Source organism: Streptomyces sp. NPDC002156 (assembly GCF_053593675.1).
The window spans coordinates 39,077-52,948 of record NZ_JBSFDA010000002.1; the positions used below are offsets into that span (position 1 = coordinate 39,077).

Genomic DNA, 13,872 nt, shown 5'->3' on the forward strand with positions numbered 1-13,872 from the left:
ACGCCCGCCCCGGCACGGACAGCATCCTTTCGAAAACCAAGCTCCCGTTGATGACCTGTGGCATCAACGAAGAAAGCAGACGAAATGTCCAACCTGCTCGACTCCGTCGACGCCGCGTCGCTGCGCGACGACATCCCGGCCTTCCGCCCGGGTGACACCGTCAACGTCCACGTCCGCGTCATCGAGGGCAACCGCTCCCGTGTGCAGCAGTTCAAGGGCGTAGTCATCCGCCGCCAGGGCGCCGGTGTCCGCGAGACCTTCACGGTCCGCAAGGTCTCGTTCTCCGTCGGCGTGGAGCGCACCTTCCCGGTGCACACCCCGATCGTCGAGAAGATCGAGCTGGTCACGCGCGGTGACGTGCGTCGCGCGAAGCTGTACTACCTCCGTGAGCTGCGCGGCAAGGCCGCGAAGATCAAGGAGAAGCGCGACAACTGAGCTTTCGCGGGGCCCGATGTAAAGAGGGCTCACATCGAGGCCGGATAACATCCTGCCCCGATGGACACCGAAGCACAGCCGACGGAGCGCGACCGCTCCTCCCACCCCGTTCGATCCGAGGAGAACTCGGACACCGAGGGGCCGGAGGGCCGGTCGCGTTTCGCGTTGGTGTCCCGGGCGGCTGAGTGGCTCCCGGGTGGGCGGATCACCCTGACCGTGCTGGTCTGTCTGGTTTTCCTGCTGCTCTTCAGCAGGTTCGTCATTCAGCCGTTCGAAATTCCCAGCCGCTCGATGGAGAGCGGATTGAGGATCGGGGACCGCGTTCTCGTAAATAAGTTGGCGTACCGTTTTGGTGCCGAGCCGCGGCGAGGTGACGTCGTCGTGTTCGACGGAACCGGCTACTTCGGGCACGCCGACTACATCAAGCGCGTTGTGGGTGTGGGGAGAGACCACGTGGTCTGCTGCGACAAGGAGGGGAGGATCGAGGTGAACGGCCGGTCGGTCGACGAGTCGACATTCCTTTACCCCGGTGACAGCCCGTCCACGGTGTCCTTCGACGTAGTGGTGCCCGAGGGCAGACTCTTCGTCATGGGGGATCACCGCAGCGACTCCAGTGACTCCCGGGACCACCTGGGTTCACCCGGCGGCGGCATGGTCCCCGTCGGCAGGGTGATCGGCCGGGCGGACTGGATCGCCTGGCCCAGCGACCACTGGACCCGGCTGGAGCGACCCGGCGCTTACGCGCGTGTGCCCGCCGCGGACGGTGTCCATGGGTAACCGCGGCAAGCCGCGCGGTGTGCCCACCAGCCCCGCCGAGCAGCTGCTGCCCACCGGTTCCCGCCGGGCGGCCGGCGCCGCCGCGAGGCCCGGCCGGGCCGAGCGGCGCAAGCTCCAGCGGAAGGTCAAGCGGCGCAGGCGGCGGTCCGCCGTCAAGGAGATACCCCTCCTGGTGGGTGTCGCGGTCCTCATAGCCTTGGTTCTGAAGACGTTTCTCGTGCAGGCGTTCGTGATCCCGTCGGGCTCGATGGAGAACACGATCCAGATCGGCGACCGCGTCCTCGTGGACAAGTTCACCCCCTGGTTCGGCTCCGAGCCCCAGCGCGGTGACGTCGTCGTCTTCAAGGACCCCGGCGGCTGGCTCGACGACGAGCCGGCGGCCCAGCAGGGCGAGGACCCCATCGTCGTCAAGCAGGTCAAGCAGGCGCTCACCTTCATCGGCCTGCTGCCCTCGGACAACGAGAAGGACCTCATCAAGCGGGTCGTCGCGGTCGGCGGCGACACCGTCAAGTGCTGTGACTCCCAGGGCCGCGTGACCGTCAACGGCATGCCGCTCGAAGAGACGACCTACATCCACCCCGACAACAAGCCGTCCTCCATCACCTTCGAGGTGAAGGTCCCCGAGGGGCGCCTGTGGGTGATGGGCGACCACCGGTCCAACTCCGCCGACTCCCGCTACCACCGCACCGAGGCGTACAGCGGCACGGTCTCCCTGAACTCCGTCGTGGGCCGGGCCATGGTCATCGCCTGGCCCTTCGGCCACTGGACCCGTCTGGAGGAGCCGGACACGTTCTCGTCGGTGCCGGGCGGGTCGGCCACCGCCCTCGGCCAGTCGCATAGGGTGGCTTCCGCGGATCGGTACGGATCGATCCCGCTCCCGACCCCTGCGGAACTCCCGCTCGTTATGGGAGTGGTGGGCCTGCGTCGCATCCGGCGCGGGCGGCGGCACGGAGTGAGGAGTGGATGTGGGGGATTTGGCGGTCGGCGCAAGGTCCGGACAGGACGGTCCCGAGGAACAGCGCCCCGCGGAGCCGGTTCCACCGGCCGCAGAGGACGCCGGCCCCGCCGAGAGTGACCCCCGGACCCCAGGGCTCTCCGGGAGTGGCTCAGGGTCCTCCGGGACGGGTGCAGGGGGCTCCGGGGACTCCGGGGACGAGACGGCGGAGGACCTCGGCGAACCCGGCCACAAGCCCAGGAAGCAGCGCTCCTTCTGGAAGGAGTTGCCGCTGCTCATCGGTATCGCGCTGGTGCTCGCGCTGCTGATCAAGACCTTCCTGGTCCAGGCGTTCTCCATCCCCTCGGACTCCATGCAGCACACGCTGGAGCAGGGCGACCGGGTCCTGGTCGACAAGCTGACACCGTGGTTCGGCTCCGAGCCCGAGCGCGGTGAGGTCGTCGTCTTCCACGACCCCGCCGACTGGCTGGCCGGCGAGCCGACCGTCGAACCGAACCCCGTGCAGCGGGTCCTCGGCTGGATCGGCCTGATGCCGTCCGCCAACGAGAAGGACCTCATCAAGCGCGTGATCGGCGTCGGCGGGGACACCGTCGAGTGCAACGGCACGGGCCCGCTGAAGGTCAACGGCAAGGCGCTCGACGAGCCGTACGTGTATGCGGGGAACACCCCGTGCAGCGTCGACGACCAGGGTGGCCAGTTCAAGGTCACGGTACCCACGGGCAAAATCTGGGTCATGGGTGACCACCGGCAGAACTCGCTGGACTCCCGGTACCACCAGGAGGACAAGAACGCGGGCTTCGTCCCCGTGGACAACGTCGTCGGCCGCGCGATCGTGGTCGCCTGGCCGCCCACCCGCTGGGACACGCTGCCGATTCCCGACACGTTCGACCAGAACCTGAGCGCCGCCGCTCCGGGCGCGCTGGGCCTCGCGGGCGCGGTTCCGCTGGTGCTGTGGCGCAGGCGCCGCGTGGCGGGTCGTACGACTCCTCCCGTTACCGCCGGAAACTCCGGTGTTCCCGGGTCGGGTACCGCCGGGTAGGGTGCCGTCCCAGGCACCGATCTGGGGGACCACTGGGATGACCGGCACGACAACGCGTACGGACGAGGGCCACGGACGGCTCGGCAGCAAGCTGTCGGGACTGGCGGTGGCCCTCGGCTGTGTGCTCTTCCTCGGCGGCTTCGTCTGGGGCGCGATCCTCTACCGGCCGTACACCGTGCCGACCGACTCCATGTCACCCACCATCGTGGCCGGTGACCGGGTGCTGGCCCAGCGGATCGACGGCGGTGAGATCAAGCGCGGTGACGTCGTGGTCTTCACCCAGGAGAGCTGGGGCGACGTGCCCCTGGTCAAGCGGGTCGTGGCCGTGGGCGGGGACAAGATCTCCTGCTGCACGGACGGGAAGCTGGTCGTCAACGGCAAGCAGATCCAGGAGGCCTATATCCCCGAGGGCCAGTCCGCGGAGCTGATGGGCATCCCGTCGATCACGGTCCCCAAGGGGCGGCTGTTCGTGCTCGGGGACGAGCGCACCGGCTCGCTGGACTCCACGGCCCACCTCACCGAGGCCTTCAACGGCACGGTGGCGCGCGGCTCGGTGGCCGCCCGTGTCGACGCCGTGGTGTGGCCCATGAACGGCATGCTGGCCCGTCCCACGGGCTTCGAGACCCTGGGGGGCCTGTCCTCGCCGGGGCCGCTGCGGCTGCTCACCGTCGCGGTCGCGGTGGGCGGGGTGCTCGTCCTGGGCGGCGGTGCCTACGGGCCGATCGCCACGCTGCTGGCGAAGCGGCGGCGCCCTGTCGGGGAGGCGGAGCCGGCCGGTGCCCGCTGAGCCGGTGGGCGGTGTCGAGGACTCGTACGTCGGCGGGCTGCGCAAGGTGTCCCGGGTCGTGCTTCTCGATCCGCAGGACCGGATCCTGCTGCTGCACGGACACGAGCCGGACGATCCGGCCGACGACTGGTGGTTCACTCCCGGCGGTGGTCTGGAGGGCGACGAGACCCGCGAGGAGGCTGCGCTGCGGGAACTCGCGGAGGAGACCGGCATCACCGCGGCCGACGTCGAACTCGGTCCGGTGCTGTGGCGGCGCACGTGCTCCTTCCCGTTCGCGGGGCGCCGCTGGGACCAGGACGAGTGGTACTACCTGGCCCGTACGGACCGCACGGAGACCCGGGCCACCGGGCTCACGGAGCTGGAACGGCGCAGTGTCGCCGGAGCGCGCTGGTGGACGTGCCAGGAACTGACCCGGGCACATGAGACGGTGTATCCGACCAGACTCGCCGAGCTCCTGCGGAGGCTGCTCGACGAAGGGCCCCCGGCCCGTCCCGAGATCCTCGACACGGAAATCGTCTAGAGGCTCGCGTGACTGGCGCACAATGGTGGGACGCACGGCTGAAGGGGAACATGCCATGAGCGCCGAGGACCTCGAAAAGTACGAGACCGAGATGGAGCTGAAGCTCTACCGGGAGTACCGCGATGTCGTCGGTCTGTTCAAATATGTGATCGAGACCGAACGGCGCTTCTACCTCACCAACGACTACGAGATGCAGGTGCACTCGGTCCAGGGTGAGGTTTTCTTCGAGGTGTCCATGGCGGACGCCTGGGTGTGGGACATGTACCGGCCGGCCCGGTTCGTGAAGCAGGTACGGGTGCTCACGTTCAAGGACGTGAACATCGAGGAGCTCAACAAGAGCGATCTGGAGCTGCCGGGCGGCTGACAGTTCACTCATGTGGGTGACGGAGTTATCCACAACGCCGAGCTTGTCCACCAAGATCCAATAGCTCGTTGAACTGCCCTCACTGTTGGCGCCGGAGGTGGTGCCGACATGAGCAACGTGAACACACGCAACGGACAACGCGGCGCACTGGGCAGGTACGGCGAGGAACTGGCCGCGCGGCGGCTGACCGAGGCTGGGATGACGGTCCTGGACCGCAACTGGCGGGCCGGCCGCACCGGTGAGATCGACATCGTGGCCAGGGACGGCGACGCACTCGTCGTCTGCGAGGTCAAGACCCGCCGGTCGGCCGGACCGGCGGGTGCCTTCCAGCACCCGATGGCGGCCGTCACCCCGGCCAAGGCCGAACGGCTGCGAGGCCTCGCCGAACGCTGGGTCCAGGAACACGGGGGCGCACCGCCCGGCGGCGTCCGCATCGACCTGGTCGGCGTTCTGCTGCCCGAGCGCGGCGCACCCGTGGTGGAACACGCGCGGGGGGTGGCGTGATGGGATTCGCCCGTACGTGTTCGGTGGCGCTGGTGGGTGTCGAGGGCGTGGTCGTCGAGGTCCAGGCGGATCTCGAACCCGGCGTCGCCGCGTTCACCCTGGTGGGACTGCCCGACAAGAGCCTGACGGAGAGCAAGGACAGGGTCCGCGCGGCGGTCGTCAACTCGGGGGCCGCCTGGCCGCAGAAGAAGCTCACGGTGGGGCTCAGCCCGGCGTCCGTGCCCAAGAGCGGCAGCGGGTTCGATCTCGCTGTTGCCGCAGCGGTTCTCGGGGCCGCCGAGCGGATCGATCCCCGGGTCCTCGCCGACATCGTGATGATCGGCGAGCTGGGCCTCGACGGCCGGGTGCGGCCCGTCCGGGGCATCCTGCCGGCGGTGCTGGCGGCGGCCGACTCGGGCTACGAACAGGTCGTCGTCCCGGAGTGTGCCGCCGCCGAGGCCGCGCTGGTCCCCGGGGTGTCGGTGCTCGGTGTACGCAGTCTGCGGCAGCTGATCGCCGTCCTCACCGACGAGCCTGTACCCGACGAGGAACCGGACGAGCACGGCCGCCCCGACCCGCTCATGGCGGGCCTGCGGATGCCGGGCACCGGGGCGGCCACGGGCATGCACAGCATGGGTGCCGCCCAGTACGACAACGGCCACGACCTGGCCGACGTGGTGGGCCAGCACTCGGCGCGCACGGCCATGGAGGTGGCCGCGGCCGGCGGCCACCACGTCTTCCTCGAAGGGCCACCAGGAGCGGGCAAGACGATGCTCGCCGAGCGACTGCCCGCCGTCCTGCCCCGGCTCACCCGGGAGGAGTCGCTGGAGGTCACCGCGGTCCACTCGGTCGCGGGCCTGCTGCCACCGGGCAAGCCCCTGATCGACACGGCGCCCTACTGCGCCCCGCACCACTCGGCCACCATGCAGGCCCTCGTCGGCGGCGGACAGGGCGTCGCACGGCCCGGAGCGGTGTCGCTCGCTCATCGAGGCGTACTTTTTCTGGACGAAACCCCAGAATTCGGCAGCCAGGCGCTCGATGCCCTGCGCCAGCCCCTGGAGGCCGGGCACGTGGTGATCGCGCGGAGCGCGGGGGTCGTACGGTTCCCGGCCCGGTTCCTGATGATCCTGGCGGCGAATCCCTGCCCGTGCGGCCGCTTCTCACAGCGGGACACCCTCTGCGAGTGCCCGCCCTCCGTCATCCGGCGCTACCAGGCCCGGCTCTCCGGACCCCTGCTCGACCGGGTCGACCTGCGGGTCGAGGTGGACCGGGTCACGCGCTCCCAGCTCACCGAGTGCGGGGCGCGGGGCGAGTCCACGGCGACGGTCCGCGAACGGGTCCGGGCTGCCCGGGAGCGGGCGACGGCGCGGCTCGTGGGCACCCCGTGGCTGACCAACAGCGAGGTGCCGGGACGGGAGCTGCGCAGCCGTTGGCATGCCGTGCCCGGCGCGATGGAGGAGGCCGAGCGGAACCTGGAACGGGGCATGCTCACCGCGCGCGGCATCGACCGCGTCCTGCGGGTCGCCTGGACCGTCGCGGACCTCGTCGGCCACGACCGCCCCGACGCGACGGACGTCGCCCTGGCGCTGCAGCTGCGTACGGGGGTGCCGCGAGGGGTGCCCATGGCCATTGGGGCGTTGACGTGACGGGGGACGCGGTCGGCGGTGAGGTGGGGAGTCCGTTGGGGGCGGAAGGGGTTGCCCGGGTCTTTCTCACGCGGGTTGTCGAGCCCGGCGACGAGGTCGCCGGGCGGTGGATCCGGGAGTGCGGGGCCGTGGAGGTGGCGCGGCGGCTGCGGGACGGCGGGCCCATGCTGACCGGGGTCACCGGGACCCGGTGGGCGGGGCTGTGCGCTCGGGCGGCACAGGCCGAGCCCGAGCGGGATCTCGCCGTCGCGCGGGCGGCCGGGGTGCGGTTCGTGTGGCCCGGCGGGCCCGAGTGGCCGGCCCAGCTCGACGATCTGGGGGACGCGCGGCCCACGGGGCTGTGGGTGCGTGGGCGGCCCAGTCTGCGGATGTGGGCGCTGCGGTCCGTCGCCGTGGTGGGCGCCCGGGCGTGCACCGAGTACGGCGCGCATATGGCGGCAACGCTCGCCGCCGGGCTCGCGGAGCGGGGGTGGGTGGTGGTGTCGGGCGGGGCGTACGGGGTCGACGGGGCCGCGCACCGGGGCGCGCTCGGTGCGGGCGGGGCCACCGTCGCCGTACTGGCTTGCGGGGTCGACCGGCCCTACCCGCGCGGGCACACCCAGTTGATCACCAGGATCGCCGAACAGGGGCTGGTGGTGGGTGAGTTGCCGCCCGGTGACCATCCGACGCCGAGCCGGTTCGTGCAGCGGAACCGGGTGATCGCGGCCCTCACCCGGGGGACCGTGGTCGTCGAGGCCGCGTACCGCAGCGGCTCGCTCGTCACCGCGCGGGCGGCGCAGCGGCTGGGGCGGTTCACGATAGGGGTGCCGGGACCCGCCACCAGCGGGCTCTCCGCGGGTGTGCACGAACTCCTGCGCGGGGACGCGATGCTGGTCACCGACGCCGCGGAAGTCGCCGAGCTGGTCGGGGACATGGGTGAGCTGGCGCCGGACCGGCGCGGGCCGGTGCTCCCGCGCGACCTGCTGGAACCGGCGGCGGAACGCGTCCTGGCCGCGCTGCCCGCACGCGGGACGGCGACGGTGGACGACATCGCGCGGGGCGCGTCGACGGCCAAGGACGACGCGGTCGCCAGGCTGTACGAGCTCCGATCACTTGGTTACGTCGAACGACACGACGACGGCTGGAAGTTGACACGCGAGGCGATGATCTCCGTCCGGTCCGGGCGGGGCCAGTGCTGACCGAGCGTGTTCGGCCGTCCGGGGGATGCCCGACGCCCTTGCCGTTTCCCGCAGTTGGTCCGCACCGATGGTCACACAGGGCGACGACCATGACCCTGGAGGGCGTCCAGCGGAACGTATCTGTGCACACCCCGTCCCCCCGACCTCGCACACTGCGACGCCCCAGTCACGCTACGCTCACGTGGATTCCGGCTCAGACCGGCAGTCGGGCAGGCAATTCGACCAGACGGGTAATTCGACATCAGACCGCATCAGACCGACGGCCCGACCGGGCACACATCCAGACACCACCGGTTCACGGCAGAACGGCACTAGGCGACGTATGCCCCAGCACACCTCCGGGTCCGACCGGGCGGCGGCCCCACCGGCCGCCCGCGACGGCGGTAGCGGGCGCCCGCCCGCTCCTTCGACGCTCGACGAGCTGTGGCGTTCGTACAAGACGACGGGCGACGAGCGGCTGCGCGAGCAGCTGATCCTGCACTACTCGCCGCTCGTGAAGTACGTCGCCGGCCGGGTGAGCGTCGGGCTGCCGCCCAATGTCGAACAGGCGGACTTCGTCTCCTCCGGGGTGTTCGGGCTGATCGACGCGATCGAGAAGTTCGACATCGAGCGGGAGATCAAGTTCGAGACGTACGCGATCACGCGCATCCGGGGCGCGATGATCGACGAACTGCGGGCGCTGGACTGGATTCCGCGGTCCGTACGGCAGAAGGCGCGCAACGTGGAGCGGGCGTACGCGACGCTGGAGGCGCGGCTGCGGCGGACGCCGTCGGAGGGTGAGGTGGCCGCCGAGATGGGCATCGCCGTCGACGAACTCCACGCCGTGTTCAGCCAGTTGTCGCTGGCCAACGTGGTCGCGCTGGAGGAGCTGCTGCACGCCGGGGGCGAGGGCGGCGACCGGCTGAGCCTCATGGACACCCTGGAGGACACCGCCGCCGACAACCCGGTCGAGGTGGCCGAGGGGCGGGAGCTGCGGCGGTTCCTGGCGCGGGCGATCAACACACTGCCCGACCGGGAGAAGACCGTCGTGACCCTGTACTACTACGAGGGGCTCACCCTCGCCGAGATCGGCAACGTACTGGGCGTGACCGAGAGCAGGGTCAGTCAGATCCACACCAAGTCGGTCCTGCAACTGCGCGCGAAACTGGCGAGCTTCGGGCGCTGACTCCCCTCCGGGGCCGTCCGTCCGTACAGTGGTTGACGTGCCAAGGATTCGAGCGGCCTCCGTGGCCGAGCACCGGTCGATGCAGCGAGCCGCCCTGCTGGACGCGGCGAGGTCCCTGCTGTCCGAGGGCGGGACGGAGGCGCTGACCTTCCCGGCCCTGGCCGAGCGGACGGGGCTCGCGCGGTCGTCCGTCTACGAGTACTTCCGGTCGCGGGCGGCCGTCGTCGAGGAGCTGTGCGAGGTCGACTTCCCGGTCTGGGCGGCCGAGGTCGAGGCGGCTATGGCCGCGGCGGAGGGGCCCGAGGGCAAGGTCGAGGCGTATGTGCGTCGGCAGCTCGCGCTGGTGGGGGACCGGCGGCACCGGGCTGTTGTGGCGATCTCGGCGAGTGAGCTGGATGCGGGGGCCCGGGAGAAGATCCGGGCCGCGCACGGTGGGCTGGTCGCGATGGTGGTCGAGGCGTTGCGGGACATCGGGCATGCGGAGCCTCGGCTGGCTGCGATGTTGTTGCAGGGGGTTGTCGACGCTGCCGTGCGGCGGATCGAGTTCGGGGTTGCTGAGGATCCCGTGGTGATTACGGATGCGGCTGTGGGGATGGCTCTGCGGGGTGTGCGGGGCTGAGACGGGGTGTGGGCTGGTGTCGGAGGTTGGTGTCGCGCAGCCCGGCGCTTGCGGGGTGCCGCTCTCTGTGGGACGGGAGCCTCCCCTGGCGGCACGCATGCCCGCAGGCTGCGTGCGCGGCTATGGGGGCAGCGGTACGCCCTGTACCGGTAGTAGGCGGGACGGGCCCCTGCGTAGGAGCCACGAGGGCAGCAGTGTGAGCGGGTCCAGGTATGTGTCGCCTCTGAGTAAGCCCCAGTGCACGCACGTCGTCGGGCAGTGGGTGCCTCCTGGTTCCACGGTCCCTACCATCTCGCCCGCCTTTACCTCCGCTCCCTTCTTCAGCGCTGCCGTCACCGGCTCGTACGTTGTCCGTAGGGGCGGAGTGCCTGTGCCCGTGAGTTCCACCGAGACGACTCCTCGGCCCGCCACCCGGCCCGCGAAGTGCACTCGGCCCGGGGCCACCGCCCGGACCGGGGTGCCCGTCGTTGCCGCCAGGTCCACGCCTCGGTGGCCCCTCGCGTAGGGCGTCGGGGGTGGCTCCCAGGCCCGTAGGACCAGGGGGCGGGTGCCCACGGGCCAGGACCGGGCGATCGTGGGGGTGGGCGGGGGCTCCGGTGCGAGGGGGTCGGGATCGGCCGCTCCCTGTGCCGTCGATGTCGTCAGTGTCAGTAGCAGGCCCACGGTCCAGCACGCTCCTCGGTTCGCTCGCATGGGAGGAGGCTGGCGCGATTCACGGTGGTTCGTGCGGGGCTGTGGAGTACTGACCGGTTGTGGACAACGGCGTCACCCGGGGCCTCGCGGGTCCCGTACACTTCCTTTGGCGATCCGGGTCACCGGGTCGACTTCGCACGCCCCGACATCAGGCCCCGTATGGAGTCGGTGTCAGCGCCTCTCGGTCCCTCGCGGCAAGGCGCAAATCGGGCGTCAGGCGCGGGTGCCGGCCGGTACCCGCGGCACAACCGAGAAACACAAGGAGAACGGCCATGGCCGTCGTCACGATGCGGGAGCTGCTGGAAAGCGGCGTCCACTTCGGTCACCAGACCCGTCGTTGGAACCCGAAGATGAAGCGGTTCATCTTCACGGAGCGCAACGGCATCTACATCATCGACCTGCTCCAGTCGCTGTCGTACATCGACCGCGCCTACGAGTTCGTCAAGGAGACCGTCGCCCACGGCGGCACGGTCATGTTCGTCGGCACGAAGAAGCAGGCGCAGGAGGCGATCGCCGAGCAGGCGACCCGCGTCGGCATGCCCTACGTCAACCAGCGCTGGCTGGGCGGCATGCTCACCAACTTCTCGACCGTCTACAAGCGTCTGCAGCGCCTCAAGGAGCTCGAGCAGATCGACTTCGAGGACGTCGCCGCGTCCGGTCTGACCAAGAAGGAGCTTCTCGTGCTCTCGCGCGAGAAGGCCAAGCTGGAGAAGACCCTCGGTGGTATCCGCGAGATGCAGAAGGTGCCCAGCGCCGTCTGGATCGTGGACACCAAGAAGGAGCACATCGCCGTTGGTGAGGCCCGGAAGCTCAACATTCCGGTCGTCGCGATCCTCGACACCAACTGCGACCCCGACGAGGTCGACTACAAGATCCCGGGCAACGACGACGCGATCCGCTCCGTCACCCTGCTCACCCGCGTGATCGCCGACGCTGTCGCCGAGGGCCTCATCTCCCGTTCCGGCGTCAACACTGGTGACAAGGGCGAGAAGGCCGTCGCCGAGCCCCTCGCCGAGTGGGAGCGCGACCTCCTCGAGGGCGAGAAGAAGGCTGACGACGCCGAGGCGCCCGCCGCCGAGGCCGCTGCCGCTGAGGCCCCCGCCGAGGCTCCGGTCGAGGCCGCCGCCGAGGCCGAGGTCGCCGCTGAGGCCCCCGTCGAGGCTCCCGTCGCCGAGGCTCCGGCCGCGGACGCCGAGCAGGCCTGACCCTCACCCCTTCGGGTTGTTGACGGCGGGGGCACCTCCATCGGGCCCCCGCCTTCGATCCGTAGATCTTTCAGACTTCGAGAGAGACTCCGAGAATCATGGCGAACTACACCGCCGCCGACGTCAAGAAGCTCCGTGAGCTCACCGGCGCCGGCATGATGGACTGCAAGAAGGCGCTGGACGAGGCCGAGGGCGATGTCGACAAGGCCGTAGAGGCCCTGCGCATCAAGGGCCAGAAGGGCGTCGCCAAGCGCGAGGGCCGGTCCGCCGAGAACGGCGCCGTCGTCTCCCTGATCGCCGACGACAACACCTCCGGTGTCCTCGTCGAGCTGAAGTGCGAGACGGACTTCGTCGCCAAGGGCGAGAAGTTCCAGGCCGCTGCCAACGCGCTCGCCGAGCACGTCGCCAAGACCTCCCCGGCCGACCTGGAGGCGCTGCTCGCCTCCGAGATCGAGGCCGGCAAGACGGTTCAGGCGTACGTCGACGAGGCCAACGCCAACCTGGGCGAGAAGATCGTCCTGGACCGCTTCGCGCAGTACGCGGACGGTTTCGTGCTGGCGTACATGCACCGCACGATGCCCGACCTGCCCCCGCAGATCGGTGTCCTCGTCGAGCTGGACAAGCCCAACGCCGACGTCGCCAAGGGCATCGCCCAGCACATCGCCGCCTTCGCGCCGAAGTACCTCTCCAAGGAGGACGTGCCGGCCGAGGTCGTCGAGACCGAGCGCCGTGTCGCCGAGGAGACCACCCGCGCCGAGGGCAAGCCCGAGGCCGCCCTGCCGAAGATCGTCGAGGGTCGCGTCAACGGCTTCTTCAAGGACGCCACGCTGCTCGGCCAGCCGTACGCCCTGGACAACAAGAAGTCCGTCCAGAAGGTCCTGGACGAGGCCGGTGTCACCCTGAAGCGCTTCACGCGCATCAAGGTCGGCATCTGAGTCCGTACCGCGATCGACGCGCGGCCCACGTAGGCATGCCTATAGGGTCGACGGCAGTCACGCGCGTACGCCGTCACGCACGCGCGCGTGGCGGACGACAGCAGATCTGACGAGGAGGCCATTGCCGAGCATGGGATGCGATCGACACCCCACCGGCAGTGGCCTTCTTCGTATGTGTGACACGTGAAGAGGCGAGATTCTCCATGACCACCAAGGCCCAGAAGAGCGAAGACGGCAAGGTACGCGGCCGGTTCATGCTGAAGCTGTCCGGAGAGGCCTTCTCCGGTGGCGGGGGCCTGGGCGTCGACCCTGACGTGGTGCACAAGATTGCCCGCGAGATCGCGGCCGTCGTGCGCGACGGCTCGCAGATCGCCGTCGTCATCGGCGGCGGCAACTTCTTTCGCGGCGCGGAACTCCAGCAGCGCGGTATGGACCGGGCCCGTTCGGACTACATGGGCATGCTCGGCACCGTCATGAACTGCCTCGCCCTCCAGGACTTCCTGGAGAAGGAGGGCATCGACAGCCGGGTCCAGACCGCCATCACCATGGGACAGGTCGCCGAGCCGTACATCCCGCTGCGCGCCGTACGGCACCTGGAGAAGGGCCGTGTGGTCATCTTCGGCGCCGGTATGGGCATGCCGTACTTCTCCACCGACACGACCGCCGCACAGCGCGCCCTGGAGATCGACGCCGAGGCGCTGCTGATGGGCAAGAACGGCGTGGACGGGGTCTACGACTCCGACCCGAAGACCAACCCCGAAGCCGTCAAGTTCGACTCGCTCGGCTACGGCGAGGTCATCACCCGGGACCTCAAGGTCGCCGACATGACCGCGATCACGCTGTGCCGTGACAACAAGCTCCCGATCCTCGTCTTCGAGCTTCTGACCGAGGGCAATATCGCGCGAGCCGTCAAGGGTGAGAAGATCGGCACTCTCGTCGGTGAACAGGGCAGCCGGGACTGACCAGGGATCAGCCCTGCCCGGGGACGGACCCTGAGCGGGGGATGGACAATGGCCTGCCGGTCGGGAACCGTGCAGGAAGAAGACGCGACGCAGCCGGCCGCCGACCCTG

16 protein-coding genes are annotated in these 13,872 nt (G+C 69.9%); 15 read left to right on the forward strand and 1 reads right to left on the reverse strand.

Features of this window, described 5'->3' with window-relative positions:
* Positions 1 to 84 precede the first annotated feature (84 nt).
* The 12 genes from rplS (at position 85) to ACWCRB_RS01675 (ending at position 9,968) form a co-directional block, all read left to right on the forward strand.
* Positions 85 to 435 (forward strand): 50S ribosomal protein L19, encoded by a 351-nt coding sequence (rplS, locus tag ACWCRB_RS01620; protein WP_235474558.1) that lies wholly within the window; start codon positions 85 to 87, stop codon positions 433 to 435.
* A 60-nt stretch (positions 436 to 495) separates the two neighbouring features.
* Positions 496 to 1,212: a signal peptidase I gene (gene lepB / locus ACWCRB_RS01625; RefSeq protein WP_450994084.1), complete on the forward strand. Its 717-nt coding sequence runs from the start codon at positions 496 to 498 to the stop codon at positions 1,210 to 1,212.
* Complete coding sequence (gene lepB, locus ACWCRB_RS01630) at positions 1,205 to 2,287, forward strand: signal peptidase I (protein ID WP_450994085.1); 1,083 nt, start codon at positions 1,205 to 1,207, stop codon at positions 2,285 to 2,287. The genes lepB (ACWCRB_RS01625) and lepB (ACWCRB_RS01630) overlap by 8 nt, the downstream gene beginning before the upstream one ends.
* On the forward strand, positions 2,178 to 3,206 hold the full coding sequence (gene lepB, locus ACWCRB_RS01635; RefSeq protein WP_450994086.1) for a signal peptidase I: 1,029 nt from the start codon (positions 2,178 to 2,180) through the stop codon (positions 3,204 to 3,206). Before lepB (ACWCRB_RS01630) ends, lepB (ACWCRB_RS01635) begins: the two co-directional genes overlap by 110 nt.
* 37 nt (positions 3,207 to 3,243) lie before the next feature.
* Positions 3,244 to 3,993, forward strand: a complete 750-nt coding sequence (gene lepB / locus ACWCRB_RS01640; protein WP_450994087.1) for a signal peptidase I — start codon at positions 3,244 to 3,246, stop codon at positions 3,991 to 3,993.
* Positions 3,983 to 4,513, forward strand: a complete 531-nt coding sequence (locus ACWCRB_RS01645; protein ID WP_369035487.1) for an NUDIX hydrolase — start codon at positions 3,983 to 3,985, stop codon at positions 4,511 to 4,513. Before lepB (ACWCRB_RS01640) ends, ACWCRB_RS01645 begins: the two co-directional genes overlap by 11 nt.
* Before the next feature lie 55 nt (positions 4,514 to 4,568).
* Entirely contained in the window at positions 4,569 to 4,877 is a 309-nt protein-coding gene (locus ACWCRB_RS01650) for a DUF2469 domain-containing protein (protein ID WP_003965949.1), read from the forward strand.
* Between the two features lie 108 nt (positions 4,878 to 4,985).
* Positions 4,986 to 5,381 carry a YraN family protein gene (locus ACWCRB_RS01655; RefSeq protein WP_450994088.1) on the forward strand — a complete coding sequence of 132 codons (396 nt, stop codon included), beginning with the start codon at positions 4,986 to 4,988 and terminating at the stop codon, positions 5,379 to 5,381.
* The gene (locus ACWCRB_RS01660) at positions 5,381 to 7,006 is read left to right on the forward strand and encodes a YifB family Mg chelatase-like AAA ATPase (protein ID WP_450994089.1); all 1,626 of its coding nucleotides are present in this window, start codon (positions 5,381 to 5,383) and stop codon (positions 7,004 to 7,006) included. The genes ACWCRB_RS01655 and ACWCRB_RS01660 overlap by 1 nt, the downstream gene beginning before the upstream one ends.
* Positions 7,003 to 8,184: a DNA-processing protein DprA gene (gene dprA, locus ACWCRB_RS01665; RefSeq protein ID WP_450994090.1), complete on the forward strand. Its 1,182-nt coding sequence runs from the start codon at positions 7,003 to 7,005 to the stop codon at positions 8,182 to 8,184. The genes ACWCRB_RS01660 and dprA overlap by 4 nt, the downstream gene beginning before the upstream one ends.
* 322 nt (positions 8,185 to 8,506) lie before the next feature.
* The gene (gene whiG, locus ACWCRB_RS01670; protein ID WP_235474549.1) at positions 8,507 to 9,349 is read left to right on the forward strand and encodes an RNA polymerase sigma factor WhiG; all 843 of its coding nucleotides are present in this window, start codon (positions 8,507 to 8,509) and stop codon (positions 9,347 to 9,349) included.
* 61 nt (positions 9,350 to 9,410) lie between these two features.
* On the forward strand, positions 9,411 to 9,968 hold the full coding sequence (locus ACWCRB_RS01675; protein ID WP_450994200.1) for a TetR/AcrR family transcriptional regulator: 558 nt from the start codon (positions 9,411 to 9,413) through the stop codon (positions 9,966 to 9,968).
* A gap of 120 nt (positions 9,969 to 10,088) precedes the next feature.
* Here ACWCRB_RS01675 and ACWCRB_RS01680 read toward each other — a convergent pair whose 3' ends face one another.
* On the reverse strand, positions 10,089 to 10,661 hold the full coding sequence (locus ACWCRB_RS01680; RefSeq protein WP_450994091.1) for a M23 family metallopeptidase: 573 nt from the start codon (positions 10,659 to 10,661) through the stop codon (positions 10,089 to 10,091).
* A gap of 272 nt (positions 10,662 to 10,933) precedes the next feature.
* Between ACWCRB_RS01680 and rpsB the strand changes: the two genes are divergently transcribed.
* The 3 genes from rpsB to pyrH all read left to right on the forward strand — a co-directional run bounded on the left by rpsB (position 10,934) and on the right by pyrH (position 13,763).
* Positions 10,934 to 11,866, forward strand: a complete 933-nt coding sequence (gene rpsB, locus ACWCRB_RS01685) for a 30S ribosomal protein S2 (protein WP_369033221.1) — start codon at positions 10,934 to 10,936, stop codon at positions 11,864 to 11,866.
* A gap of 98 nt (positions 11,867 to 11,964) precedes the next feature.
* The gene (tsf, locus tag ACWCRB_RS01690) at positions 11,965 to 12,801 is read left to right on the forward strand and encodes a translation elongation factor Ts (protein WP_235474546.1); all 837 of its coding nucleotides are present in this window, start codon (positions 11,965 to 11,967) and stop codon (positions 12,799 to 12,801) included.
* 203 nt (positions 12,802 to 13,004) lie between these two features.
* Entirely contained in the window at positions 13,005 to 13,763 is a 759-nt protein-coding gene (pyrH, locus tag ACWCRB_RS01695) for a UMP kinase (RefSeq protein WP_235474545.1), read from the forward strand.
* The last annotated feature ends 109 nt before the right edge of the window (positions 13,764 to 13,872 follow it).